The sequence below is a fragment of the Streptantibioticus parmotrematis genome, assembly GCF_019890615.1.
GTDB lineage: Bacteria > Actinomycetota > Actinomycetes > Streptomycetales > Streptomycetaceae > Streptantibioticus_D > Streptantibioticus_D parmotrematis.
On the sequence record NZ_JAINVZ010000003.1, the window covers coordinates 395,423 to 421,261 of the forward strand.

The 25,839-nt window shown below is 72.5% G+C and carries 24 protein-coding genes; 10 read left to right on the top strand and 14 right to left on the bottom strand.

All coding sequences use genetic code 11. The features are described from left to right. Positions 1–32: 32 nt before the first annotated feature. Positions 33–1,778: an AMP-binding protein gene (locus K7472_RS06915; protein WP_222975075.1), complete on the bottom strand. Its 1,746-nt coding sequence runs from the start codon at positions 1,776–1,778 to the stop codon at positions 33–35. Beyond that, positions 1,775–2,554 carry an SDR family oxidoreductase gene (locus tag K7472_RS06920; RefSeq protein ID WP_308013794.1) on the bottom strand — a complete coding sequence of 260 codons (780 nt, stop codon included), beginning with the start codon at positions 2,552–2,554 and terminating at the stop codon, positions 1,775–1,777. Before K7472_RS06920 ends, K7472_RS06915 begins: the two co-directional genes overlap by 4 nt. Before the next feature lie 142 nt (positions 2,555–2,696). Here K7472_RS06920 and K7472_RS06925 point away from each other — a divergent pair, with 142 nt between their 5' ends. Continuing rightward, a complete protein-coding gene (locus tag K7472_RS06925) occupies positions 2,697–3,881 on the top strand; it encodes a hypothetical protein (RefSeq protein ID WP_222975079.1) in 1,185 nt (394 codons plus the stop codon). An 81-nt stretch (positions 3,882–3,962) separates the two neighbouring features. Here the strand turns inward: K7472_RS06925 and K7472_RS06930 are convergent, their stop codons facing one another. Then, entirely contained in the window at positions 3,963–6,797 is a 2,835-nt protein-coding gene (locus K7472_RS06930; protein WP_222975081.1) for a penicillin acylase family protein, read from the bottom strand. A 210-nt stretch (positions 6,798–7,007) separates the two neighbouring features. On the opposite strand from K7472_RS06930, the gene K7472_RS06935 reads away from it, so the two are divergent. Both K7472_RS06935 and K7472_RS06940 read left to right on the top strand, forming a co-directional pair. Next, positions 7,008–7,685, top strand: a complete 678-nt coding sequence (locus tag K7472_RS06935; protein WP_252395161.1) for a hypothetical protein — start codon at positions 7,008–7,010, stop codon at positions 7,683–7,685. Positions 7,686–7,719: 34 nt separating this feature from the next. Continuing rightward, entirely contained in the window at positions 7,720–8,181 is a 462-nt protein-coding gene (locus K7472_RS06940) for a MaoC family dehydratase (RefSeq protein ID WP_222975083.1), read from the top strand. A 55-nt stretch (positions 8,182–8,236) separates the two neighbouring features. Here the strand turns inward: K7472_RS06940 and K7472_RS06945 are convergent, their stop codons facing one another. Together K7472_RS06945 and K7472_RS06950 are read right to left on the bottom strand one after the other, a co-directional pair. Further along, the gene (locus K7472_RS06945) at positions 8,237–8,851 is read right to left on the bottom strand and encodes a TetR/AcrR family transcriptional regulator (RefSeq protein ID WP_222975085.1); all 615 of its coding nucleotides are present in this window, start codon (positions 8,849–8,851) and stop codon (positions 8,237–8,239) included. 47 nt (positions 8,852–8,898) lie between these two features. After that, positions 8,899–10,050: an acyl-CoA dehydrogenase family protein gene (locus K7472_RS06950; protein ID WP_222975087.1), complete on the bottom strand. Its 1,152-nt coding sequence runs from the start codon at positions 10,048–10,050 to the stop codon at positions 8,899–8,901. A 128-nt stretch (positions 10,051–10,178) separates the two neighbouring features. Between K7472_RS06950 and K7472_RS06955 the strand changes: the two genes are divergently transcribed. After that, positions 10,179–10,829 (top strand): TetR/AcrR family transcriptional regulator, encoded by a 651-nt coding sequence (locus K7472_RS06955; protein ID WP_222975089.1) that lies wholly within the window; start codon positions 10,179–10,181, stop codon positions 10,827–10,829. A gap of 68 nt (positions 10,830–10,897) precedes the next feature. On the opposite strand, the gene rbsD is transcribed toward K7472_RS06955, so the two are convergent. The 5 genes from rbsD to K7472_RS06980 form a co-directional block, all read right to left on the bottom strand. Continuing rightward, the gene (gene rbsD, locus K7472_RS06960) at positions 10,898–11,290 is read right to left on the bottom strand and encodes a D-ribose pyranase (protein ID WP_222975091.1); all 393 of its coding nucleotides are present in this window, start codon (positions 11,288–11,290) and stop codon (positions 10,898–10,900) included. Further along, positions 11,287–12,210, bottom strand: coding sequence for a ribokinase (rbsK, locus tag K7472_RS06965; protein ID WP_222975093.1), 924 nt, complete (start codon positions 12,208–12,210; stop codon positions 11,287–11,289). Before rbsK ends, rbsD begins: the two co-directional genes overlap by 4 nt. Positions 12,211–12,300: 90 nt before the next feature. Next, positions 12,301–14,259, bottom strand: a complete 1,959-nt coding sequence (locus K7472_RS06970; RefSeq protein WP_222975096.1) for an ABC transporter permease/substrate-binding protein — start codon at positions 14,257–14,259, stop codon at positions 12,301–12,303. Continuing rightward, a complete protein-coding gene (locus tag K7472_RS06975) occupies positions 14,249–15,760 on the bottom strand; it encodes a sugar ABC transporter ATP-binding protein (RefSeq protein ID WP_222975098.1) in 1,512 nt (503 codons plus the stop codon). The genes K7472_RS06970 and K7472_RS06975 overlap by 11 nt, the downstream gene beginning before the upstream one ends. A gap of 65 nt (positions 15,761–15,825) precedes the next feature. Beyond that, positions 15,826–16,872, bottom strand: a complete 1,047-nt coding sequence (locus tag K7472_RS06980) for a LacI family DNA-binding transcriptional regulator (protein WP_222975100.1) — start codon at positions 16,870–16,872, stop codon at positions 15,826–15,828. Between the two features lie 199 nt (positions 16,873–17,071). Between K7472_RS06980 and K7472_RS06985 the strand changes: the two genes are divergently transcribed. The 3 genes from K7472_RS06985 to K7472_RS06995 all read left to right on the top strand — a co-directional run bounded on the left by K7472_RS06985 (position 17,072) and on the right by K7472_RS06995 (position 19,917). Further along, entirely contained in the window at positions 17,072–18,520 is a 1,449-nt protein-coding gene (locus K7472_RS06985) for an amidase (RefSeq protein ID WP_222975102.1), read from the top strand. A 696-nt stretch (positions 18,521–19,216) separates the two neighbouring features. Next, positions 19,217–19,384, top strand: coding sequence for a helix-turn-helix transcriptional regulator (locus K7472_RS06990; RefSeq protein WP_222975104.1), 168 nt, complete (start codon positions 19,217–19,219; stop codon positions 19,382–19,384). Next, entirely contained in the window at positions 19,381–19,917 is a 537-nt protein-coding gene (locus K7472_RS06995) for a hypothetical protein (protein ID WP_222975106.1), read from the top strand. Before K7472_RS06990 ends, K7472_RS06995 begins: the two co-directional genes overlap by 4 nt. A gap of 102 nt (positions 19,918–20,019) precedes the next feature. Here K7472_RS06995 and K7472_RS07000 read toward each other — a convergent pair whose 3' ends face one another. Beyond that, positions 20,020–20,691, bottom strand: coding sequence for a GntR family transcriptional regulator (locus K7472_RS07000; protein ID WP_222975108.1), 672 nt, complete (start codon positions 20,689–20,691; stop codon positions 20,020–20,022). A gap of 150 nt (positions 20,692–20,841) precedes the next feature. Between K7472_RS07000 and K7472_RS07005 the strand changes: the two genes are divergently transcribed. From K7472_RS07005 to K7472_RS07015, 3 genes are all read left to right on the top strand, one after another. Then, entirely contained in the window at positions 20,842–21,264 is a 423-nt protein-coding gene (locus tag K7472_RS07005; protein WP_222975109.1) for a VOC family protein, read from the top strand. After that, complete coding sequence (locus tag K7472_RS07010; RefSeq protein WP_222975110.1) at positions 21,261–22,022, top strand: SDR family NAD(P)-dependent oxidoreductase; 762 nt, start codon at positions 21,261–21,263, stop codon at positions 22,020–22,022. Before K7472_RS07005 ends, K7472_RS07010 begins: the two co-directional genes overlap by 4 nt. A gap of 149 nt (positions 22,023–22,171) precedes the next feature. Further along, a complete protein-coding gene (locus K7472_RS07015) occupies positions 22,172–22,903 on the top strand; it encodes a glutamine amidotransferase (RefSeq protein ID WP_222975111.1) in 732 nt (243 codons plus the stop codon). Between the two features lie 36 nt (positions 22,904–22,939). Here K7472_RS07015 and K7472_RS07020 read toward each other — a convergent pair whose 3' ends face one another. From K7472_RS07020 to K7472_RS07030, 3 genes are all read right to left on the bottom strand, one after another. After that, positions 22,940–23,614, bottom strand: a complete 675-nt coding sequence (locus K7472_RS07020) for a formylglycine-generating enzyme family protein (RefSeq protein WP_222975113.1) — start codon at positions 23,612–23,614, stop codon at positions 22,940–22,942. A gap of 30 nt (positions 23,615–23,644) precedes the next feature. Beyond that, the gene (locus K7472_RS07025) at positions 23,645–24,433 is read right to left on the bottom strand and encodes a class I SAM-dependent methyltransferase (protein ID WP_222975115.1); all 789 of its coding nucleotides are present in this window, start codon (positions 24,431–24,433) and stop codon (positions 23,645–23,647) included. Between the two features lie 311 nt (positions 24,434–24,744). Then, entirely contained in the window at positions 24,745–25,827 is a 1,083-nt protein-coding gene (locus K7472_RS07030; protein ID WP_222975117.1) for a Zn-dependent alcohol dehydrogenase, read from the bottom strand. Between the last annotated feature and the right edge of the window lie 12 nt (positions 25,828–25,839).

Here is a 25,839-nt window from a genome sequence, read left to right on the forward strand (position 1 = left end):
ACCGCCGGGCCAGCATACCGACCGGTACGGATCTATGCCTCCCGCTGCGTCGGCTGCTGACGGGGCGCTCCCTGCGCCCCGCCGCTCCCCGCGTCGTCGCGCAGTTGCCGGCGCAGGATCTTGCCGGTGGCCGTCTTCGGCAGGTCCGGCAGGAGGGCGACCTCGCGCGGGTACTTGTAGGCGGCGAGCCGCTCCTTGCAGTACGCGGTGATCTCGGCGGGGTCGGCCGTCGCGCCCGGCTTGAGGCTCACGTACGCCTTCACCGTCTCGCCCCGGTACGCGTCGGGCACGCCGACCACCGCGGCCTCGCGCACCGCGGGGTGGGTGTAGAGGACGTCCTCGACCTCGCGCGGCCAGACCTTGAAGCCGGAGGCGTTGATCATGTCCTTCTTGCGGTCGACGACGTAGAGCCAGCCGTCGGTGTCCATGAACCCGATGTCCCCGGTGCGCAGTTCACCGTCCGGCATCGCGGCGGCCGACTCCTCGGGGCGCTCCCAGTAGCCGGGCACGACCATCGGCCCGCGCACCGCGATCTCGCCGCGTTCACCGAACGGCACGTCGTGACCCGCGTCGTCCACGATGCGCACGTCGGTGTCGGGCCCCGGCACGCCGACGGCCAGCGTGCCCGACTCCGGGTCGAGCGGCGCCTCCAGGCCGGGCGGTACGGAGGCGCACGGCGCGGTGCACTCGGTGAGCCCGTAGCCGTTGCGGATGTAGTGGCCGAAGCGGCGGCGGAACTCCGCCACGATCGCCGGGGGCAGCGGCGCCCCGCCGGAGCTGAGCACCTGGAAGCAGGCGAAGTCCTCGGCGGTGGCGTCGGCGCGCGCCATCAGCGCCATGTAGGCGGTGGACGGGCCGACCATGTAGGCGGGCCGGTGTTCGCGCAGGGCGTCGAGCACCACGCCGGGCTCGAAGCGGTACGCGAGCGCCACGGCGTCGCCTGAGGTCAGGGCGGCGGACAGCTGGCAGACCATGCCGGTGATGTGGAACAGCGGCGCGAGGGCGAAGATCACGGCGCCGTCCATCAGCCCGAGCACGTACCCCTGGCGGTGGGCGTTGTACGCGATGTTGCCGTGTGTGTTGAGCGCGCCCTTGGGGGTGCCCGAGGTGCCGGAGGTGTAGCTGATCAACGCGGTGTCGCCGGGCCCGAAGCGGGGATCGGCGGGCGGTTCGGTCTTCGTGGCGCGCGCGACGGTCAGCAGGTCGTCGGCGTCGTCGGCCGGGTGGCGTTCGTGGCCCGCGAAGACGCGCTGGTCGTCGCGGGTCTGGAGGTCGAGCGCGCTGGTGACCAGCGGCACGCGCACGGACGAGCCCTGGGTGGCGGCGCGGATGTGGGAGTGCCAGTCGCGTTCGTGGCAGACGAGGGCGACGACCCCCGCGTCCCGCAGGACGTGGGATATCTCGCGCTCCTTGTACATGGGATTGACGGGCACCACGACGCCGCCCGCCTTCCACGCGCCCAGCAGCGCGACGACGAACTGCGGGGTGTTCTGGAGCACGATCGCCAGGCGGTCGCCGCGCCGGAATCCGCGTTCCGCCAGGTACGCCGCCAACCCGTCGCTCAGCTCGTCCAGTTGACGGTACGTCAGACGGGCGTCGAAGTAGGCGATCGCGAGGCGATCGGGCACGCGTGCGACGGAGACGCGGAAGGCGTCGAGTACGGACGGCGGGGGCTCGGGCAGCGCGAGGAGTCCGGGCGCGAAGTGCTGCCGCCAGGGGCGGTCCGCGTAGGTGAGGCCGTCCGGTGCCGGGCCCGTCGCGGCGGTGGCGTCCGTCATGCCTGCCCCTCCAGCTTCCGCTGCACCTTGTTCATGCCGCCCAGCCAGCGGTCCGGTTCGGCCGCGCGGACCGCGTAGTAGTCGCCGACCTCGGGGTGCGGCAGGATCAGGAAGCGGTCCTCGGCGATCCCCGCGAGCAGCGCGTCGGCGACCTGTTCGGGCTCGATGGCGGTGGGCCGCAGCACGAGGTCGCCCGCCTCGCCGGTGACCGCGAGCATGTCGGTGCGCACGCCCTGCGGGCAGATCGCGTGCACGTGGACGCCGCGGTGCCGGTAGGTGAGCGACAGCCACTCGGCGAAGGCGTGGGCGCCGTGCTTGGTGACCGAGTAGGGCGCGGCGCCGACCATGGTCAGCAGCCCGGCCGCCGAGACGGTCGCCACGAAGCGTCCCTCGCCGCGTTCCAGCCACTCCGGCAGCAGGATCCTGGCGGCGCGCACGTGGGCCATCACGTTGACGTCCCAGGCCAGCGCCCAGTCCTCCTCGGGCGCGTCGGGGCCGCCGCCGGTGGGCACTCCGGCGTTGGCGCAGTAGATCTCGATGCCGCCGCCGAGTGCCGCGGTGGCCTGCTTGATCAGGTCGGCGACGCCCTGCTCGCCCGCCGCGTCGCCGGGGACCGCGACCCCGCCGATCTCCTCGGCGACCGCGCCCGCGGCGTCCGCGTCCAGGTCGTTGACGGCGACCCGGGCGCCCTCGGCCGCGAACCGTCTGGCGAGCGCGGCACCGATGCCGCGGCCCGCGCCGCTGACGAAGACCCGTGTTCCCTGGTGCGCGGCCACGTCTGCCGTCCCTTCGGTTGGTCGGACCACCCCGTCCGCCGGACATACTAAGCGGTCGGTCGGCGCACTCGGAAGGGCCGGGACCGGGCGGAATGCGCCGCGCCCCCTGGCCGGGACCGCCCGCTGCCGCGATGATGCGCTCATGGCGGGCATCGGGGTGGAGCCGTACTGGGAACTGGCCGTGGACGCCTCGGGCGCGCTCGATCCGGTGCGCCGGGACGCCCTCGCCAGAGGGGTGCGCGAGCGCAGGCTCACCGACCTGGTCGTCTTCGCGCACGGCTGGAACAACGACCACACGACGACCACACGACTGCTGCGCCGCTTCTTCACGCCGTTCCCGGCGCTGCTGGTGCGGGACGGCACCACGGCGCGGGTCGGGTACGCCGGGGTGTTCTGGCCCTCGCTGCGGTTCGCCGAGGAGCCCGCGGTGGACCACAAGCCGAACGCCTTCGCCGACCAGGCCGCCAACATGGCGCTGGAGCGCGGCGTGGCGGCCGAGACGCTGGACGGCCTGGTGGCCCTGTTCCCCGAACACGCCGAGGCGTTGCGGCGGATGAACGCGTTGCTGCGCGAACGGCCGCTGTCGCAGGCGCGGTTGGCGGAGTTCCTCGGACTGGTCCGCAAGCTGTCCGGCGAGCCGCCACTGGCGATGCTCAACGACCTGCCCGCCCGGGTCTACGAGGAGTTCGCGGGCGCGCTGGAGCGCACCGGGGCGCGGCTGCCGGGTGATCCGTTCGCGCGGCTGTGGAGCGGCGCGCGCGAGGTGCTGCGGCAGGCGGCGTACGGGCTGATGCTGCGACGCGGCGCCCGCGCGGGCGAGGTGGGGCTCGGGCCCGCGTTGGGACGGCTGGCCAGGGACGCCGCGGGCACCCGGGTCCACCTGCTGGGCCACGGGTTCGGCGCGGCGCTGGCGGCGTCGGCGGCGCGCTCGGCCCTGCGCCCCGCAGCGTCGCTGACGCTCCTTCAGGCGCCGCTGGTGGAGGTGGAGTTGCGCGGAGTGGAGCGGCGGGTCGCCGGGCCGGTGGTGGCCTGCCACTCGCGCCACGACGACTGGCTCGGCGTGCTGTACCCGATCGCGACGCGGGTGACGGGGACGCCGGAGGGTCCGCGGGCGGTGGGGTACGCGGGGCTGGCGGAGGAGGCCGTGCGGCTGCCGCTGGCCGCGACCGCGCCGAGCGTGACGCGGCGGTTCCCGGACAGCGGCCGGGTGAGCGTGGACGCCTCGTCGGTGGTGCGCAACGGCTGCCCGCCGGTCGGCGCCCACCTCGACGTCTGCCACGCCGATCTGGCCCGGGTGGTGCTGCGGGCGGCCCGGATCATGCGATAGGCCCCCGGAAGAGGGCGGCCCGGTGTCGTACGGCGTGAACTGCCGTACGACACCGGGCCGTTGGAGCGCTTCGTGCGGTCGTCAGCGGTGCGAGGGGAACTCGACGACCTGCTGGAAGGTCGGGCGGTTCTGCCAGGAGATGCGGTTCTGGCTGATGCCACCCAGCGGGCGCTGCTCGATGCTGTCGGCGCACCACTGGTCGCCGGCCGAGCAGCCGGTCGAGTCACCCGGGTAGACCGTGGTCGCCGGGGTGGCCGCGGCCTGTCCCAGCGTGGTCAGCAGGGTGGACTGGCAGGAGGCGAGGTCGCCGCCGCCGCAGAACGTCTGCGCCAGCCCGCCCTGCACCGGCTTGCCCAGCACCGCCCGCAGGTCCTTGTCGACGTAGCTCCACCAGCCGTACTGGAAGGAGCTGCCCGCGTGGCTGCCGGTCGGGCCGTGCCCGGCGGACGGCGATTCGTCCACGGTGAGGTTGTTCGTCAGCGCGGTGTACAGGTCGCTGCCGAGTCCGGGCTCGAACTCCGCCTTGACCAGCAGCGGCCACCAGGCGTCCATGATGCGGATGGCGTCGGAATCGGCGTAGGTGTGCGAACCGGGCGAGGTCTCCCGGCGCTTGGCGCCGTCGTTCAGCCAGTTCTGCAACTCCTGGACGTCGTTGGCCAGTTGCGGGTCGGTGATGGGTGAGCTGTGCAGCACGGCCAGCAGGTCGGGCAGCACGTCCTCGCCGCGCAGGTCGGTGACGGCCGCGTCCTCCATGGCCTGGGTGAGCGAGGCCCGGGTGACGCCGCCCGCCTGCACGAGCTTCTTGACCCGCGCGTCCAGCAGGTTGGCCCGGTGCACCGAGCCGTCGCCGAAGTTGGCGGAGGCGTAGTCCTTGGCCTGTTTGTTGTTCCAGGAGATGTAGTAGTCCTGGTCGACCGACTGGGGGTGCTGCGCGGGCGGGGTGTAGTCGGCGGTGTTGGTCGACGGGTCGAAGCCCTGCCACTCGTACTGCGGCTCGGCCATCACCGGCAGCGACGGGTCGACGTTCGCCGCCCGCACCGGGTTGTTGCCGGAGTTGTAGTACGCGGTGTGCTCGGAGTCGGCGTAGAACCAGTTGAAGGTGTAGTTGATGTGCTGCACCGCGCCCTGGAAGCTCGCCGGGTCGTGCACGTAGCCGGGGTCGTTGAGCATCTGGAAGCCGATGATCGAGTCGGCCTCGTGCATGTACGAACTTCGCAGCGAGGTGTACGCCACGGGCTTGCCGCCGACCGTCGCTCTGGCCGTCACCAGGCCGTAGTCGGTGCGGTACATCCGCATCGTGTACCCGCCAGCGGCGGTGGAGTCGGCGAGCGTCGGGGACCAGGAGTCGGCCTGCTGGAGCTCCTGGAACGGCGTGCACGTGCCGTGGTAGAGGTAATAGTTGTCGGCCGTGGTCGGCGTGCCGCCGTTCGGGTCGCACAGCTGCACGGCGTAGGTGTCGGTGACGTCCTGCTCACCGGAGGTCGCGCTCCACGCGTAGTCCTCGCCGCGTCCCAGTTCCACGTAGAGGCTGAGGCCGGCGAACGCGGCGCCCCTGGCGTCGATCCCCGGGCCCTGGAGTTCCTCCAGCATCAGCAGTTGTGGCGCGAAGTAGCCGGTCTGCGGGCCGAAGACGGCGACCGGGTGGCCGCTGGCGGTGTGCGCGCCGGAGACCACGAGGGCGTTGGACATGCCCTTGCGCGGGTTGGTCAGCAGGTCGGCGGGGAGCACTCCGTTGTCGAAGATGCCCTGCGCCTTCTTCAGCTTCGCCGGCGCCTTGACGGGTGCCTTGGGCGGGGTGTGGGTGGTCGACTTCTGTTCGGCGGCGGCGGAGCCGGTGCGGTCGTAGACCAGCGGTTCCTGCACGACGGAGCCGGGGTCGGGCATGGCGACGCCCTGCGGGTTCGCGGGCGACTCGGCGTAGGGGAAGCTCTGGCCGTCGTGGACGGTGAGCACCGCCTCCGGGTCGTTGGCCTCCCGGAAGGACTCCCAGACCTTGGTGCCCTCGGTCATGCCGTACTTGGCCTGCGCGGCCTCAAGCGACAGCGCGTTCTGCACCTCGCCGCCGCCGCCCGAGCCGAACAGCGCGCCGATGACGGCGGCGAGCGCGATCAGGTCGGTGACGGTGAAGTGGTCGATGGTCCCGGCGTTGGTGATGGCGTTCATGTGACCGGTCAGGTCGTACTCGCCGGGGAAGTAGCGGCCCGCCTTCGACTTGTCGATGTAGGCGTTGATGCCGTCCACGTACGACTGCGCGTCGGCGAGCGCCTGCTTGCCGCGCGCCCCGTTGTCGTTCGCGATCCGGTCCACCTGCGCCTGGAGGTCGGCCTCCGTGTAGGGGGCGGCCTGGTAGAACTGCTGCTCCAGGCCCTGGTTGGCGGCGGCGCCGCCGGCGAACGAGGTCAGCTCGCCACGGCCGACGTGCCGGAACACGTCCATCAGCCACAGCCGGTCCTCGGCCGCCGCGTACCCGGCGCCGAACTCGGTGCCGGAACGGGTGGTGCCCAGGACGTGGGGGACGCCGGTGGCCTTGTCGCGGGTGATGGTGACGTCCGAGCGGGGGCTCTCCACCGAGGCGACGTCGGCGGCCGGGACGCCGAACGAGGAGTCGTTGAAGAACTGGTCGATGGACGAGTCGGTCAGCGAACCGTAGTCGTCGGACAGCGAGTCGTAGGGCCCGAGTTGGTCGTCGCTGTGCGCGGGGTGGGTGCCGAGCGCCTTGTTGGCGAGGATGTCGGCGAGCGTGGCGTTGCCGTTCTCACCGGGCGGCAGGATGTCCGAACACTGGCCCTGGCAGTAGTCGTCGGTGGCGGCGGCCGCCGCGCCGACCGCCTGTTGCGCGGGGACGACCAGGCCGGTCCCCAGCGCGAGCAGCGCGGTCAGGGTGGCTGCTCTCAGCCCGAGGATACGTCGTCGCATACCTGCTCCTCCCGTAGCCGATGCGAGACAGCGCGACGGACGTTACCGCCGGTATGCCGCGAGGTGAAGATGAGCACACGTCACGTTTCCTCGCTGGCAGGAGTTCTTCCCGTTTCGCCGGGAACGCGTTCACCAATTCCCGTAATTCGGGAGCCGATCGGCGGTCCGCTACGTCACATCCACGGACCGCGACCGATGGAGGTGGGAGAGATGGCAGGATTCCGGAGCCTCGCCAGACGGGTGCGCGACCCGAGGCTGGTGGCGGCGGAACGGCGGACGTCGCTGCGCAGATGCCTGGAGCACTTCGCCCCGTACGGCCACCGGGCCACCTGGCACCACCTGTGCGAGCGGCACGGCATGGCACCCCACGACCGGCATCCGCGACCTGATCAACTGCTCGCCGCGATGGAGGAGTTGGAGGAGGCCAGAAGGGTCTGGCAGGTCTACGAGGCCCGCTTCGCCGACCGCCGCAGACGGGAGAAGCGTGACGGCGTGCGCAAGCCGACCGCGATGGACGACTGGCACCGGCGCACCTGGGGCGGCTTCGGGGTGGCGTGGTGCGAGGACCCCGCGCGCCATCCCGACGAGCGGCTCGCCGACGTGCTGCGGCGGCTGACCACAGCCCTGGACTCGGGCCCGGGCGACGGCTGCCCGGTGTGCGCGAGCCCCCGGGTCATCTGGCACGACGACCTCGGCCACGATCCGGCGTCCGGCCCGGTCTGCGCTGCCTGCGGCATCCTCGTGCCGCCGCCCGCCCTGTCCCAGCGCGCGCTGGCCCGGGCCCTGACCGACGGCGGGGAGCAGGAGGGCGACGACGGGCGGACGCTCGTTGACAGCGCCGGACGCACCCACCATGCTGAGCAAGCGCTTGGAAACCAGCACGCGTGAGACAGCGCTGTCATGACGCATGTGGAGGCATCGGATGACGCAGCCCAGGATCTTCCCCTCGGTGGACGAGCTGCGGGCCGCCGTGGGCGAGACGATGGGGCCGACCGACTGGCTGGAGGTCGACCAGAAGCGGATCGACCTGTTCGCGGACGCGACCGGCGACCACCAGTGGATCCACGTCGACCCCGAGAAGGCGGCGGCCGGGCCGTTCGGCACGACCATCGCGCACGGGTACCTCACCCTGTCGCTGATCCCGTCCTTCACCCCGCAGCTCTTCGCCGTCGAGGGGGTGCGCATGGGCGTCAACTACGGTGTCAACAAGGTGCGTTTCCCCGCTCCGGTGCCGGTGGGCTCGCGGCTGCGGGCGAGTGCGGAGATCGCCGAGGTGGGCGAGGTGAGCGGCGGCGTCCAGCTGGTCGCCCGGATCACCGTGGAACGCGAGGGCGGCGACAAGCCGGTGTGCGTGGCCGACACGGTGGTACGGCTGTACGTCTGACCGGCGCGGCACGCCCTCGCCGCGACGGTTCCGGTCAGCGGGCGGCGTCCCGGCGTCAGCGGGCGGCGCCGACCATGCGTCGGACGAGGTCCGCGTAGAGCGTGCCGACCTCGTCCGGGGTACGGCGGCCGGCCGGGTTGAACCAGCGGGCCACGTCGATGCACAGGGACAGCACGGCGAGCGTGGTCCCGGACACGTCCGGCACGTCGAAGTCGCCGCTGTCCACGCCGTCCCGGATGATCGAGCGGATCACGTCCTCGGTGCCCCGGCGCAGTTCGACGATCTCGGTGTAGTGCTCGGGGGCGAGCGCGCCGAGTTCGTACTGGACGACGCGGCCGGTGGTGTGGTGCTCGGCGTGCCAGCGCACGAAGCGGCGCACGGCGTCGTCCAGCCGCTCGGCGGGGGTGCCGTCGGTGTCGCGGGCCGCCCGCACCAGGCTCAGCGAGCGCAGGTGGCCGACCCTGCTGATCTGGTAGAGCAGTTCTTCCTTGGTCTTGTAGTGGATGTAGAGCGCGGCGGGGCTCATCCCGGCGCGGCCCGCGATGTCGCGGGTGGTGGTGGCGTGGTAGCCCCGCTCGGCGAACGCCTCCACGGCGGCGATCACCAGCCGCCTGGCCGCGTCCGGTGTGACGTCGGCCCACCCCTCGGTCCCGCGCTCCTCCTCGTCCATGGCGGACACCCTACACGGGCGCCTGAGCAAGCGCTTAGCGGGCGTGGTCAGAACGCCGAGACACCCGTCAGGGCGCGGCCTATCAGCAGCTTGTGGATCTGGCTGGTGCCCTCGTAGAGCGTCATCACCCGCGCGTCGCGCAGCAGCTTGCCCACCGGGTACTCGTCGATGTAGCCATAGCCGCCGAAGACCTGGAGCGCGTTGTTGGCGCAGCGCACCGCGGCCTCGCTCGCGTAGAGCTTGGCGACCGAGGACTCGGTGGCGAACGGCAGCCCGCGCTCGATGTGGTCGGCCACCCGCCAGGTCAGCAGGCGCGCGGCGTCCACGTCCACCGCGATGTCGGACAGCAGTTCCTGCACGAGCTGGCGGCCCGCGATCGGGGAGCCGAACTGCTCGCGCTCCCCCGCGTACGCCACCGCCGCGTCCAGGCAGGCCTGGGCGATGCCGACGCAGCCCGCGGCCACCGACATCCGCCCCTTGGCCAGCGCCGACATGGCGACCGAGAACCCCTTGCCCTCGGGCGCGATCATCGCGGAGGCGGGCACCCGCACGCCGTCCAGGGCGAGTTCGGCGGTGGCCTGCCCGCGCAGCCCCAACTTGCCGTGGATGACCCGGCGTTCGAGGCCGGGGGTGTCGGTGGGGACCAGGAAGGCGCTGACGCCCTTGTGGCCCGGTTCGGGGCCGGTGCGGGCGAAGAGCAGGACGACGTCGGCCCAGGTGCCGTTGGTGATGAACATCTTGGCGCCGTCGATCACGTAGGCGTCGCCGTCGCGGACCGCCTTCGTGGTGAGGTTCGCCGCGTCGGAGCCGGTGCCGGGCTCGGTCAGCCCGAAGCAGCCGACCGCCTCGCCGGAGCACAGCCTCGGCAGCCACTCCCGCTTCTGCTCCTCGCTCCCCCAGTGCGCGATCGACTTGGCGACCAGGCCGAGGGAGACCGACACGATGCCGCGCACGGAGGAGTCGCCGCGCCCGAGTTCCTCGGTGACCAGGCAGTACGACAGGTGGTCGCCGCCCGAGCCGCCGTACTCCTCGGGGATCGTCAGGCCCAGGAAGCCGACCGAGCCGAGTTTCTCGACGATGGAGCGGTCCACGCTCTCCGCGCGGTCCCAGGCGATGACGTGGGGCGCGATCTCGCGTTCCACGAAGTCCCGGGCGAGCCGTCGGACGGCGGCCTGCTCCTCGCTGAGTCCAAGGTCCACGGCCGAGACTCCGTTCCGGCACCGGACCGGGCACCGCGCGCGCCGAATGTTCCACGCGCGCCGACCAGTCCGTGAGCCTGTAAATTACCAGCGCTAGTTTTTCGGGGGCAGCCTCTACTATGTGCCGCATGGCCCGTCCCCGCAAGCCCCTGCTCAGCCGAGCGGGCATCGTCGCCGCAGCGCTCGCCCTGGTCGACACCGAGGGCCTGGCGGCGGTCTCGACGCGCAGGCTGGCGGCGGAGCTGGGGGTCAGCGGGCCGTCGCTCTACAACCACTTCCACACCAAGGACGAGATCCTCGACGCGGTCGCCGACACGGTGGTGGGCGAGGTCGACCTGTCGATGTTCGAGGGGTGCACGGACTGGCGGGCGGCGCTGACCGCGTGGGCCCGCTCCTACCGGGCCGCCCTCACCGCGCACCCGAACATCGTCCCGTTCCTCGCCCAGGGCCCGGGCCGCCGCCCGGCCGGACTGCGGATGGCCGACGCGGTCTTCGGCGCGATGGTCGAGGCGGGCTGGCCGGTGGCCGACGCGACGCTGATCGGCGCCATGATGCGGTATTTCGTGGCCGGTTCGGCCCTCGGCTCCTTCGCCCGCGGCTTCGTCGGCGACCCGGCGGCCTACGACCCGTCGGCGTACCCGCACCTGGGCCAGGCGCACCTGCTGCCCGAACACCAACAGCGCGTGGACGAGGGCGCGTTCGAGATGGGCCTGACGGCCCTGCTGGACGGCCTTGCGGTGCGCTTCGTGACGCCGACGCGGGTCCCGGAGGGCGACTGAGACGGGTGGGGGTCGGCCCCCGGGGGCGAACGACCGCGCTGAACCGCCGGACTCCCGCGCCGCCTCCGTCAGAACGGCACCCCGCACCGCAGCAGCACGTTGGCGTACGGCCGGGCCTCACCGGTGCGGACGATCAGCCGGGCCCGCGCGGTCCGGGACTTGAGGGTCTCGTGCGGGACGAGTTCGAGCGTCCGCGGGAAGGCCTCGGCCAGCACGCGTGCCGCCCGCGGATTGGCCGCCTCGACCTCCCGCGCGGCGGTGGCCGCCTCCACCACCAGTTCGTCCAGCAGTCCGGCGAGCACCTCCGCGAAGGTGGGCGTGCCGAACCGGAAGGCGAGGTCCACCACTTCGGGTCCGGCCGGGATCGGCAGGCCCGCGTCGCAGACCACGACCTGGTCGGTGTGGCCGAGTGCGGCCAGCGCTCCGGCGAGGCGGCGGTTGATGATTCCGGACCTCTTCACCGGGCGGCGACCTCGTCGAGGGTGGGGTAGGACTCCTGCGCGCCCGGCCGGGTGACCGCGGCCGCGCCGACGCGCACGGCGAGGCGGACCGCCTCGGTCAGGCTCTCGCCGAGGCCGAGCCGCCAGGCCAGCGCGGCGGTGAAGGCGTCGCCCGCGCCCGTGGTGTCGACCGCCTCGACCCTCGGACTGGCCACGCGTGCCGCACCGGTGGCGTCCGCGAGCACCGCGCCGGCCGCGCCCAGGGTCACCACGACCGACCGGGGCCCGGTGGCCAGCAGCGCCTCGGCCCACTGCTCCGGCGACGCCGACGAGGCGTCGGCCGCCGGGTCTCCCGCCAGGTCCAGCAGGAAACGGGCCTCGTGCTCGTTGACCACCAACGGGTCGCAGGCCGCCAGCACTTCAGCGGGCAGCGGCACGGGCGGCGACGGGTTGAGCACCACCCGGGTGCCGTTGCGCGCCGCGGTGGCCACGGCGGCGGCGACGGTGTCGAGCGGGATCTCCAGCTGGAGCGAGACCACCCGGGCGGCGGCGAGCAGGCCCTCGGCCCGCTCGACGTCCTCGGGGGTCAGCCGGGCGTTGGCTCCCGGCGCGACCACGATGCTGTTGTTGCCGTCGGGGTCCACGGTGATCAGCGCGACGCCGGTGGGGGCACCGCCGGTCAGGAGCGCCGAGGTGTCGACCCCGGCTTCGCCCAGCGAGTCGGCGAGCAACCGCCCGTGGGCGTCCCGGCCGACCCGGGCGAGCAGCGCCGTGCCGGCCCCCAGCCGTGCGGCGGCCACGGCCTGGTTGGCGCCCTTGCCCCCGGCGTGGGTGGCCAGGTCGGAGCCGAGCACCGTCTCCCCCGCGCCGGGTCGGCGCTCGACGCGGACCACGAGGTCGGCGTTGGCCGATCCGACGACCACCAGGTCGTAGGTGTGCACTGGGATGTCCTTTCGACGGGACCGGCCGCCGGGCGCGTCGGGCCCGGCGGCCGGCTTCGGTGGAAGCGCGAGGGGTCAGGAGGCGAGGGGTCAGGACTTGAAGCCCGCGACGTTCTTCGCGGTGACGACCTCGACCGGCACCTTGATGTCGCCGGGCACCTTCTTGCCCTTGATCGCGAGCAGCGCGTTCTCCACCGCCAACTTGCCGAGCTGGGACGGCCGTTGGGCGACGTCGGCCGCTTCGGTGCCCGCCTTGACCGCGGCCAGGCCGTCCTTCTCGCCGTCGAAGCCGACGACCTTGACGGTCTTGCCCGCCTTGCTGCCGAGCGCCTTGATCGCGCCGAGCGCCATCTCGTCGTTGGCCGCGAACACGCCGTTGATGTCCGGGTGGGCCTGGAGCAGGTTGCCCATGACGTCGAGGCCCTTGGTGCGGTCGAAGTCGGCGGGCTGTTCCGCGACGATCCTGATGCCGGGGTACGCGGCGATGCCCTGCTTGAAGCCCTGCTCGCGTTCCTGCGCGGCCGAGGTGCCGGCGGTGCCCTGGAGCACCACGATCGTGCCCTTGCCGCCGAGTTGGGCGGCGAGTGCCTTCGCGGCCAGTTCGCCTCCGGCGACGTTGTCCGAGGCGACCAGGCTGGTGGTCGGTGCTCCGGTGACACCGCGGTCCACCGCGATGACCGGCACCTTGGACTTGGCGGCGAGCTTGGCCGAGGGCGCGGCGGCGTTGGAGTCCACCGGGTTGAGGATGATCGCCTGGTCGCTCTGGCTGAGGAAGTTGGACACCTGGTCGGCCTGCGAGGACGCGTCGTTGTCGGCGTCGGTCACGGTGAGGTCGACGCCCTCGGCCCTCGCCTCCGCCTGCGCCCCGGCCCGGACCGAGACGAAGAACGGGTCGTTGAGGGTGGAGAGGGTGAGGCCGATCCGCGTCCTGCCGTTGGAGCCCGAGCGGAACGCGTTCACGCCGATGACCAGGCCGATGGCGGCGACCACCGCGACCGCGCCGATCGCGTTGGTGCGCAAGCGGTTCCCGCCGCCTCGCGGTGAGCCGGTGGCGCCGGGCGTGGCCGTACGGACGGAGTCGCGGCGGCGCAGCGTGTCCAGCAGCACGGCCAGGGCGATCACCACGCCGATCACGACCTGCTGCCAGAAGGAGGAGACGTTCAGCAGGTTGAGGCCGTTGCGCAGGACGGCGAGGATCAGCGCGCCGATGAAGGTGCCGGATGCCTTGCCCTTGCCGCCGGAGAGGCTGGCCCCGCCGATGACCACGGCCGCGATCGCGTCCAGTTCGTAGCCGTCGGCCGCGTCGGGCTGGGCCGAGGCGAGGCGGGAGGCGAGCACGATGCCCGCGATCGCGGCGAACAGGCCGGAGAGCGCGTAGATCACCAGCTTCTGCCGCCTGACCCGGATCCCGGACAGGCGTGCCGCCTCCTCGTTGCCGCCGATCGCGTACATCGAACGGCCCGCGTAGGTGCGGCCGAGGACGATCGCGGTGACCACGCCCATCGCCACCATGACCAGCACCGGGACCGGGAGCCAGCCGCCGATGGTGTCACCGAGCGCGGAGACCGAGCCGGGGAAGGCGATCGGGCTGCCCTGGGAGATCACCATGGCCAGACCGCGGCCGACGGAGAGCATCGCCAGGGTGGCGATGAACGGCGGCAGCTTCCCGAACGAGATGAGAGTGCCGCTGACCAGGCCGCTGACGATGCCGGTGGCTATGGACACCACCACCGCGAGCCACACCGGCACCCCCGCGTGGGTCGCCAGCCAGGCCAGCACGGTGGCCGACAGCGCGGCCACCGAGCCGACCGACAGGTCGATCCCCGCGGAGACGATGACGAACGTGACACCGAAGGCCAGGATCGCGTCGACCGCGGCCTGGACGCCGACGTTCAGCAGATTGCTTGCGGTCAGGAAGCTGCCGGACAGCACCGACAGCGCCACCACCAGGACGAGCAGGGCGGCGAGGGCACCGTTCTCCAGCAGCAGGCGGCGCAGTCCCGCGCCTCCCGGCGCCGACGTGCCGCGTTCGAGCGTCTCAGTGGCCACGGGGGACCTCCACCTTCCTGTCCGACGGCCGCGTCGCCGCCGGGTCCGTAACCGCCAGTGCCATGACGGCGTCCTGGGTTGCCTTCGTCGCGTCCAACTCGCCCGCGATCCGTCCCTTGGCCATGACCAGCACCCGGTCGCTCATGCCGAGCACCTCGGGCAGATCGCTGGAGACCATCAGGACGGCGTGCCCGGACGCCGTCAGTTCGTTGACGAGTTGGTAGATCTCGACCTTGGCGCCCACGTCGATGCCCCGGGTCGGCTCGTCGAGGATGAGCACCTTGGAATCGGCCAGCAGCCACTTGCCGATGACCAGCTTCTGCTGGTTGCCGCCGGACAACGTGCGCACCTGCTGGTCGAGACCGGCCATGCGGACCTTCAGCTGACCGGCGATCCGGTCCGCCTCGTGGCGCTGGGCCGAGCGGTCGACGAAGCCGTAGCGGGTGCCACGGCCCAGGGTGACCAGGCCGAGGTTCTCCTCGACGGTCGCCCCCAGCACCAGGCCCTGGCCCTTGCGGTCCTCCGGGACCAGGCCGACCCCGGCGTCCATCGCCGCGTTGACGTCGCCACGGGGAAGTCGTTCGCCGAGCACCTCGACCGTTCCGGAGTCGTAGGAGTCCGCGCCGAACACCGCGCGGACCACCTCGGTGCGTCCGGCTCCGACCAGCCCGGCCAGGCCGACCACCTCACCGGCCCGCACCTCGAAACCGACGTCCGTGAAGGCGCCGTGCCGGGTCAGCCCCGTCACCTTGAGCAACGGATCGCCCGCGGCGGCCCGTTGACGCGGGTACTGCGCCTCGATGCTGCGCCCGACCATCAGCCGGACCAGTTCGGCCTCGGCGGTGTCGGCCGGCACCTGGGTCACGCTGCGGCCGTCGCGCAGGACGGTCACCCGGTCGCCCAGCGCGGCGATCTCCTCCAGGTGGTGGGTGATGAAGACGACGCCCACGCCGTCCTCGCGCAGGGCGCGCACGATGCCGAAGAGCTTGTCGACCTCGCCGGTGGTGAGTACCGCGGTCGGCTCGTCCATGATGAGGACGCGGGCGTCGAGGCTGAGCGCCTTGGCGATCTCCACCATCTGCAACCGCGCGATGCCCAGGTCGCCGACCCGGGTCTGCGGCGCGACGTCCACGCCCACCCGGGCGAGCAGTCCGGCCGCGTCCGCGTTCATCCTGCGGCGGTCCACGAGGCCGAACCTGCGCGGCTGGCGGCCGAGGAAGATGTTCTCGGCGACGCTCAACTCCGGTACCAGGTTGAACTCCTGGTAGATGGTGGCGATCCCGAGGCGCTCCGCGTCCTGCGCGCCGTTGATGCGCACCGGCTCGCCGCCGACCAAGATGCGGCCCTGGTCGGGGCGGTGGGCGCCGGAGAGCATCTTGATCAGGGTGCTCTTGCCCGCGCCGTTCTCCCCGAGCAGGACGTGCACCTCGCCGCGGCGCAGGTCGAAGTCGACGTGGTCCAGCGCCACGACTCCGGGGAAGGTCTTGCGCACCCCTTCCATCCGGAGAAGTTCCGCGGACCCTCCGGGCGTTGGCGCCGGCGGGGTGGCCGACGTGGCGACGCTGCTCAACGGCTGCTCCTTTCGGTCTCGTCGGTGTGGCCGGTCTCGCCGCCATCGCCCGTCTCGCCGCAGGACCGGCGGACGACGAGGCGGGCGGTGAGGGTGACCGAGTGCGCGGTCCTGCCCTCGATGCGGTCGACCAGGGCGCGTACGGCCGCACGGCCGAGTTCACCGGTCGGCTGGGCGATGGCGGTGACGGGCGGGGCGGTGTGCAGGAACCAGGGGATGTCGTCGAACGCGGCGAGCGCGACGTCGTCGGGCACCCGCAGGCCACGGGCGCGGATCTCGTCCATCGCGCCGAGGGCCATGAGGTTGTCGGTGGCGAAGATCGCCTCGGGCGGTCGCGCGAGGTCCAGGAAGCCCGCGGTGACGCGGCGCCCGCTGGCGGCCTGGAAGTCGCCCTGCCCGACGTACTCCCGCGGCAGCGGCAGGCCGTACTCGCCGAGGGCCTGCCGGAACGCCTCGACGCGCTCGCTCCCGGTGGTGGTCGCGGCGGGGCCCGCGATGACGGCGATCCGGCGGTGGCCGAGCGCGTGGAGGTGGGCCACCAGGTCGCGCACGGCGGCGGTGCCGTCGGTACGCACCACGGGGACGTCCAGGCCGGGGATCCAGCGGTCGACGAACACCATGGGGGTGCCGCCCTCGCGGGCGGTCTCGGTGATCATGGGCGAGCCGCCGTCGGTCGGGCTGACCAGAAGCCCGTCGATGCGGCGGTCGATCAGGGTGCGGACGTGGTGGTCCTGCAACGCGGGTTGCTCGTCCGCGTTGCCGATGACCACGCTGTAGCCGAGGGCCCGGGCCTCGTCCTCCACGGAGCGGGCCAGCTCGGTGAAGAACGGGTTGAGCACGTCGCTGATGACCAGGCCGAGGGCGCGGGTCTGGTCGGTGCGCAGGGAGCGGGCGACCGCGTTGGGCCGGTAGCCGAGGCTCGCGACGGCGGCCAGCACCCGGGTACGGGTCTCCGGCCGGACCGCCGGATGCTCGTTGAGGACCCGGGAGACCGTGGCGACGGAGACACCCGCCCGGGAGGCCACGTCCTTGATGCTCGCCATGGGCACAGCTCCTTGTGAAAACGATTCCATGCATTGGAATCGATTACATGGAGAGGCGCAAGGGCCGAGGCCGGATCGTGACCTCGCGGGCGTCGACGTGATCGGGCGCCGGGCGGATTCTCTGTGGCCGGAGCCGGAAAGACCCGTTGCGCGAACCGGCGTTTGATGACCTCTTCCAGAGGTCGGTACGGTCCGGTTCATGGAGTGGAGCTTTCAGTCCGCAGAAGAACTCACGGCCGCTTTGCGTGCCGGTGAAGTGACGTCGGTGGAGTTGACCGACGAGGCGATCGCCCGCATCGAGCGGGACGACAGGATGGTCAACGCGATCTGTGTGCCGGACTTCGACCGCGCGCGGGCCGCCGCGCGCGGTGCCGACACCGCGCGCGCCCGCGGGGAGGACCGCCCGCTGCTGGGTGTTCCGGTGACGGTCAAGGAGTCCTACGACGTCGCCGGGTTGCCCACGACGTGGGGCATGCCGCCGCACCGGAACCACATACCGGCCGAGGACGCGGTGCAGGTGTCGCGGCTCAAGGCCGCGGGCGCGGTGGTCCTCGGCAAGACCAACGTGCCGCTGGGGCTGCAGGACTGGCAGAGCTTCAACGAGCTCTACGGCACCACCACCAACCCGTGGGACCGCGATCGCACGCCGGGCGGGTCCTCCGGCGGGTCGGCGGCGGCCCTGGCGTCCGGGTTCGGCGCGCTGTCCATCGGTTCCGACCTCGCCGGTTCGTTGCGCGTCCCGGCGCACTACTGCGGTGTCTACGCGCACAAGCCGACGCTCGGGCTGGTGGCGCACCGCGGCATGGTCCCGCCGCCCGGGCCGGCCTTGCCGGTCGACCTCGACCTCGCCGTCGTCGGTCCGATGGCGCGCACCGCCCGCGACCTCGCGCTCCTGCTCGACGTCATGGCCGGGCCGGACCCGCTGACGCTCGGCGTGGCGTACCGTTTGGCGCTGCCGCCCGCGCGCCACGAGCGGCTCCGCGATTTCCGGGTCCTGGTCCTCGACGAGCATCCGCTCATCGCGACCGGGTCCGCTGTGCGGGCGGGCGTGAACCGGGTGGCCGACGCGCTCGTCGCCGACGGCGCCCGCGTCGAGCGGCACAGTCCGCTGCTGCCCGATCTGACCGAGGCCGCCACGCTCTACATGCAGTTGCTGATTTCGGGATCCGTCGCGCGTTTTCCCACCGAGTCGCAGGAGCGGTTGCGGACCCGCACTGCCGGACTGGGCGCGGACGACCGGAGTCTCGGCGCGACGCGGCTGCGTGCCATGGGGTTCAGCCACCGCGACTGGATCGAGGCGAACGACCGTCGCGAACTCCACCGCCACGGCTGGCGGCGGCTGTTCGCGGAGTTCGACGCCGTGGTGTGCCCGGTCACGCCGACGCCCGCGTTCCCGCACGACCACGACCCCGATCTGCTGGAACGGCGGATCGCCATCGACGGCGTCGAGTACCCGTTCTTCGACCAGTTCGTCTGGGCCGGTCTGCCCACCATGCCCGGCCTGCCCGCCACCGCCGTACCAGCGGGCCGGTCCCCCGAGGGCCTGCCGGTGGGAGTCCAGCTCATCGGCCCGATGTTCGAGGACCGCACCCCGCTGCGACTGGCCGAACTGCTCGAGCGGAGCATCGGCGGCTTCCAGGCACCGTAGGGGCGTACTACCGGGTGTCCGTGGGGGATGAGGGGCGGATGACCACAGCGACGTTCACCGTGGCGCTCCCCCATGACGCCTTCGGCGCCGGAAGTCCCGAACGGCCGACGCGGCCGCCGCGAGGCCCGTGGGAACGATTCCGACGAGACAGCTGAAGAGCGCGGGATTCACCCAGGCGGGGACCAGTTGGCGCGTGACCCCGCCACGAAAGACACACACGGCCGAAGGCGGGAAGGACTTGAAAGCGAGGCGTACGAAGGAGGGGTCGTCTCGGAGCGCGCCGCAGGCGTAACCGACGTAGCCAGGGCTGAACCCCGCGAAGAAGCCCGTCGCGTAGCAGCAGACCGCACCGCAGACCAACAGCAGACACGTCAAGGTGCAGATGTACGCCGCGTTCCGCTGGGCCATCACGAGTGTTCGTCCCATCCGGGTCGAACCGCCGCCTGACCGCTCTCTGTTCACCGTCTTGAGCACTGTTGCCCTCCCCTGGTCCCGTCGCGGCACCGTCCGTCTTCGGACGAGCGGTGTGCGGCAGGCGGTTCCGAGGTGACGGCCGATGCGGGCTGACGGGCCAGTACCGTGCCCCCTCCGCTCACGTCCGCGCGTTGAGCAGCCAGGCCCTGATAGCCAGCGGTCCCGGCGCCATGATGTCACCAGCCACGGCCTGATCAGCTGCGCGCGGCCTACGCTGGACGCATGGGCGCAGACATCGGGCGGCGGCTGTGCGAGGTCTGCAAGCGGCGCGGGATGACGCAACGTGAACTGGCCTCGGCGGCCGGGGTGTCGGTCTCCTTGATCCGCAAGCTGGAGCAGGGCGACCGCGCGACGAGGCCCCGGACCCGTCGCGGGCCGCCGTCACGGTGAGCACACGATGCTGGCTGCTGCTGCGCGCCTCTGCTGCAGCAGTCCGGGACAACCGTCCCGACGACGCGGACGACGCGATGCGCCTCGCACACTCCGCCGCCGTGGCCATGGGCTGCGAGGCCGCGCCCGGGGGCGACTTCCTCCAGGCGTTCGGACCGCTCACCGTCGTACTGAAGCGGGCGGAGAACGCCATGGTGACCGACAGGCCGGATCTGGTCCTCTCGATGGCTGCCAAGATCCGTCCCAGCGAGACGCGGCCGACCTCCAACAACCGCAACCGCCACCTGCTCGACGCCGCGAACGCACAGGTGGCGATGCGCCGTTGCGGCGAGGCTGTCGACATCCTCGAAGGCATCCGGCACGCCGCCCCGGAGTGGCTCGCGAACCAGCGCTACGCGCAGGACGTACTGCGCCGGATCGTCCCGCGGCGCCGCACCCTCACGCCGGAGATGCGCACCCTGGCCGGCGCGGTCGGGCTTCCGCTCCAGCACCTTGTGGCACGTCCGCCTGACGCCCCGTCAAAGTGTCATTGAGCTACGGCCTGGCCGACCCGCCGGTGTGCCGGTGGGCCGGTGTGCCGCCTGTGTGACGCCCGGGCCGTCGTGGCGCCGCCGCGTGGTCGTCACCGAGGAGGCTCAGGCCGGCAGATCCGCCAGCAGGCTGCGGCGGGCCGAGTCCACGTGTTCCTCCGCGCGGCGGGCCAGCGTGCGGCGGTCACCGGAGCGCAACAGCGCGGCCAGTTCACGGTGTTCGCCGACCACACGCGCCCGGTAGTGGTCGTAGCCGGACTCCACGCGGCGCAACTGGAAAAGGTGCAGTTGGGACCGGATGGCCTGCCAGGCGGCGACGAGCCTGCCGTTCCCGGCGGCGGCGTAGATCTGGTCGTGGAAGGCGAGGTCCAGCGCCACCAGTCGACGGGCGTCGGCGGCCCCGGCGGCCTCCGTGGCCATGCCGTCCACCAACCGGTCCAGTTCGGCCAGGTGTTCCGGCGTGGCGGCACGCCGCGCGGTCGTGGCGGCGAGCCGGTCGAGCGCGGCCCGGAGCGCGTAGACCTCCTGCACGTCCTCGGCCGTCACCTCGATGACGGTGGTGTTGCGGTGCCAGCCTCCGCGGACCAGCCCCTCCCGCTCCAGCTGCACCAGGCCCTCCCTGACCGAGCCCCGGCTGACGTCCAGCCGCTGGGCGAGGTCGACCTCGCGCAGCGCGGACCCGGGCGGGAAGTGGCCGGAGAGGATCGCCGCGCGCACCAGGTCGGCGGCCTCGTCGGCCAGCCCACGGCGAGCGGCCTTCGGCAGAACGGAAGACATGGGGTTCATGTTGACATCCAGGCAAGTTCCGCGCCAGGCCCCAGCCCCCACGACCGCCTGTCACCTGACTTGATGGATTTCCAATGTTGACATTAGGACATCTTGATGGGCAGGCTGGACCGGTCAGAGCGTCCACGCAGGGAGCCCCCGATGCCCCATCGCCCCGCCGTTCACCTGGCCGTCCCGGTCGACGACCTGGCCGCCGCCCGCCACTTCTACGGACAGGTGCTGGGCCTGCCCGAAGGACGCAGCACCGACCACTGGGTGGACTGGGACTTCGAGGGGCACCAACTGGTGACCCACCTGGTGGCGACCGCCCCGCGACCGACCGGCACCAGCGAGGTCGATCGGCACACCGTGCCGATCCCGCACTTCGGCCTGCTCCTGACCGAGGAGCGCTTCCACGAGTTCGCCCAGCGGCTGCGCGCCGCCGGAGTGCGGTTCGACATCGAGCCGTACCGACGCTTCGCCGGCGAACCCGCCGAGCAGTGGACCATGTTCTTCCGCGACCCGGCGGGCAACGCGCTGGAACTGAAGTCCTTCCGCGACGAGTCGATGGTGTTCGCCCGATGAGGGGCGTGCTGGTGACCGGGGGCTCACGCGGCATCGGCCGGGCTGTCGCGCTGGCCTTCGCGCGGGGCGGCGACCGGGTCGCGGTGCAGTACGCGGGCCGTCGCGCGGACGCCGAGGAGAGCGTGCGACAACTGCCGGGCGAGGGACACACGTTGCTCCAGGCCGACCTGGGAGAGCCCGGCGCGGCCGAACGCGTGGTGGCCGAAGCGGTCGCCGCCCTGGGCACGGTGGACGTCCTGGTGAACAACGCCGCCGTGGCGCCCGCGGCGGACACCCGCCACCCGGTCGCGGACATCCCCCTGGCGGACTGGCAACGGATCTGGCGGCGCATGGTCGACGTCAACCTGCTCGGCGCGGCCGACCTGAGCTGGGCCGTGGCCCGCCACCTCGTGGACCGCGGTGCCGGTGGCGCGATCGTCAACGTCGGCTCACGCGGCGCGTTCCGCGGCGAACCCGACTTCCCGGCCTACGGCGCCACGAAGGCCGCGCTCCACGCGCTCGGCCAGTCGCTCGCGGTGGCTCTGGCTCCGCACGGCATCGCGGTCACCTCCGTCGCTCCCGGGTTCGTGGCCACCGAGCGGCAGGCGGCGAAGCTGTCCGGGCCCGATGGTGAACGCCTGCGGGCGGAAAGCCCGTTCGGCAGGGTCGGCACACCGGACGAGATCGCCGCCACCGTGCACTTCCTGGCGTCTCCAGCGGCGGCCTGGGCGTCCGGAACGATCGTCGACCTCAACGGCGCGTCCCACTTGCGCACGTGAATCCGTACGCACACGTGCACTCGTGATCCCGCTCGCCCACGCCATCCCACTCACGCACGCCTTCCCACATACCGCACGCGATCCCACTCACGCACGCCATTCCACTCACCGCACGCGATCCCACCGGCCCCGCAGGAGGACAGACCGTCATGACGACGACCGACACACCGCGCACCCCGCCGCACCGGACGGCGCTGGCCATCCGCCACCTCGGTTTCGAGGACCTCGGCCTGCTCGAACCCCTGCTGCGCGAGCGCGGACACACCGTGCGCTACCTGGACGTCGCCACCGAGCCGGTGGACACCGCGCTGGTCCGCGAGGCAGGTCTCGTCGTCGTGCTCGGCGGCCCGATCGGGGCCGACGACGCGGACCGCTATCCGTTCCTGGCCGACGAGTTGACCGCGCTGCGCGCCCGTCTCGCGGACGGGTCGCCGACGTTGGGGATCTGCCTCGGAGCGCAGCTGATGGCCCGCGCGCTGGGTGCGGCCATCAGCCCGGGCGCGGCACGGGAGATCGGCTACGCACCGGTGCGGCTCACCGCGGACGGCGCGTCGTCCCCGCTGCGTCACCTCGAAGGGGTGCCGGTGCTGCACTGGCACGACGACATGTTCGGCGTCCCCGACGGCGCCCGCCTCCTGGCCGGTACGCCGGCCTGCCCGCATCAGGCGTTCGCGCTCGGCCCCCGCGTTCTCGGCCTCCAGTTCCACCTGGAGACGCCCGTGGAGGAGATCGAGAACTGGCTCGTCGGTCACGCCGGGGACCTGGTCGAGGCGGGCGTTCACCCGGCCGGACTGCGCGACGCGGCGGCCGAGGCGGGCCCCCGGCTGCACGCCGGTGCCACGGCGGCCATCACCGAGTGGCTTGCCACGGCGGGTTGTTGACCGCCCGGGCCGATCGGTGGCAGCGGAACGGGACCGTCAGGCCAAGTGCGAGCGTGCGACGCGGAATCCCACGTCGTCGATCCGGAACGTCGGATGGCTGCGCCGCCGCACCGAGGCCCGGCAGCTCCAGTGCTCGTCGGCCCACCCGCCACCGCGCAGCACACGGTAGGCGCCGTACACCTCGGCGTCGTAGACGTCCCAGCACCAGTCCCACACGTTGCCCAGCATGTCGTGCAGGCCCCAGGCGTTGGCCCGCTTGAGCCCCACGGGGTGCACCCGCCCGCCGGAGTTGCCGTCGTACCAGGCGACTTCGTCAAGGCCGCCGTACCGCGGGCCGGTGGAACCCGCACGGCAGGCGTGCTCCCATTCGGCCTCGGTCGGCAGCCGGTATCCGTCCGCGGAGCTGTCCCATTCGGCGGTCTCGGTGGCGGCGTACAGGTGGTAAGCGGGCGCCAACCCCTCACGCTGCGACAACGCGTTGCAGTAGTGGACCGCGTCCCACCACGAGACGCCTTCGACGGGCAGTCCGTCGCCCTGATGGCTGCTCGGCCGCTCGCCGGTGACCTGTGCGTACCGCGACTGCGTGACGGGAAACGCCGAGATCTCGAAAGAGGCGACCTCGACCTGCCAACTGCTCCGCGTCCGCCGGTCCGACAGCGTCACCCGCCCCGGCGGAATGACGACTAACCCGTTCCCCGTCCCCGTATCCACAACCGCCACCCTATCGGCGCCTTTTCCGGCTCACGGATCCACAGGCTCGGCCGGGGCCGACTTCCCCGGCTCGGCCACGTTTCGGCGGAACAACGCGGTCCACAGGAATCCCACACCGAAGAGCTCGGACTCGGGTGGCATCTCCCGCATGCGACGCAGCTCGACCTCTTCCAGATCGGAGAAGATCCAACGCAGCGACTCAGGTGTGTAGGCCAGACCGCCTTGCAGGTCGCGTTCGCGGTAGAGGTCCGCATCGCTGAGCTCCGACCCCGTCCCCTCCTCTCCGGCGGCGAAGCCGGTGAGGGCGACGTGGCCGCCGGGGGCCAGGACGCGGTCGAGGAGAGCCAGGTAGCTGACGCGGCGGTGCGGCGGCAGGTGGTGGAAGCATCCGGAGTCGACGACCAGGTCGTACGGGCCGCTCAACTCGGCGGCGGGAAGCGCGAAGGCGTCGCCCCGGAGGAAGCGGATGTCGGCTCCGGCCTCGCGAGCCCGGTCCTCGGCCCACGCGACGGCCACGGGAGACAGATCGACGGCGTCCACCTCGAAGCCGTGCGCCGCGAGGTACGAGGCGTTGCGGCCCGCCCCGCACCCGAGGTCCAGGGCCCGGCCGGGAGTGATCAGGCCCCGGTCGAGGTAGGCGGCCAGGTTCTCGTCCGGCTTCGCCACGAAGAACGGGACCGGCCGGGACCGGTCGGTGTAGAAGCGGTCCCAGAAGTCCTGGCCGTCACCGGTCGCCAGACGACCGGTCTCGGACGCGGAGGCGAAGAGTCCGTCCAGGAGCGTGAGAAGGTCCTCGACGGTGCGTACGGTCCGGTCCATCCGGCCCCCCCTTTCGACCGCGACCGATCATAGGAACGGCCGGGTTGAAAGACCAGGTCAGGGGGCGTGTGACGACGGCTTGGCATGGCTGCTGCGGCCCCGGCGGAGGCACGGAGCGGCCCCCGTTCAGTCCCCCGCCCCGCGGCTCTCCTGCCATCCCTTCAGGGCCGGGAAGGAGCCATCCCCGGCCGGCCCAGGGAGACTATTTCGTCGGATCTTCGGGTGACGCCGCGAGCCCCGGGCTTCCGTCCGCCGCGCAGGGTGCCTGCGCGGCCGTCGCCGACTCCCGCCCCCCCGTGTCCCTGTGCCCCCTAGAAGACCACCAGCGCCCGGCCGCCCTTGCCTGACAGCATCGCGTCGAACGCCGCCGGGATGCCGTCCAGGCCGATGCGGTCGGTGACCATCGCGGACAGGTCCAGGCGGCCCGCCCGGACGTGGTCCGCGAGGACCGGGAGATCCTTCTCCGGGTCGCTGTTGCCGTAGACGCAACCGGTGAGCGTGCGGCCGAAGTAGAACAACTCCAGGGCGTTGAAGGCGACTTGCTCCTCCGTGCCGCCGATGCCGACGACCGTGGTGCGCCCGCCGCGCCGCGTCGCCGACCAGGCCGTGCGGATGGTGTCCGCGCGGCCCACGCACTCGATCGCCGCGTCCGTCCCGTGGCCCCCGGTGAGCTTGCGGATGTCCTTGGCCGTGGTGTCGGAGGTGATCAGGAAGTCGGTCGCGCCGGCCGCCCGCGCCAGTTCCTCCTTCGCCGGGGAGACGTCCACCGCCACGACCGGGCCCGCCCCCGCGATCCGTGCCGCCTGGAGCACCGCCAGGCCCACGCCGCCCACGCCGAAGACGGCCACCGACTCGCCCTCGCGCAGCCGGGTCGCGTGGTGCACGGCCCCGTAACCGGTCAGCACCGCGCAGCCCAGCAGCGCGGCGTCGGCGAGCGGTACGCCGTCCGGCAGCGGCAGCACCGCGTTCGCCCCGACCACCGTCTCCTCGGCGAACACGGCCGTGCCCAGGCCCGGGTAGAGCGGCGTGCCGTCGTCCGCCCGGGTCGCGTACGGACTCCCGCCCGCCTGGCCCGCGTTGGCGCACAGCCATGGCTCGCCCAGACCGCAGTAATGACAACTCCCGCATGATGGGGCCCAGTTGAGGACCACGCGATCACCTGCGGACACCGACTCGACGCCCTCGCCGACCGCCACCACCGTTCCCGCGCCCTCGTGGCCCAGCACCGCCGGGACCGGCTGGCGCAGGGTGCCGTTGGACAGCGACAGGTCGGAGTGGCACACGCCAGCCGCGGCCAGCCGCACCCTCACCTGGCCCGGTCCCGGCTCCGGGAGGTCGATCTCGGTCAGCTCCAGCGGAGCGCCTACGGCGGGAAGGACGGCTGCGCGGACCATGGGGCTCCTCGG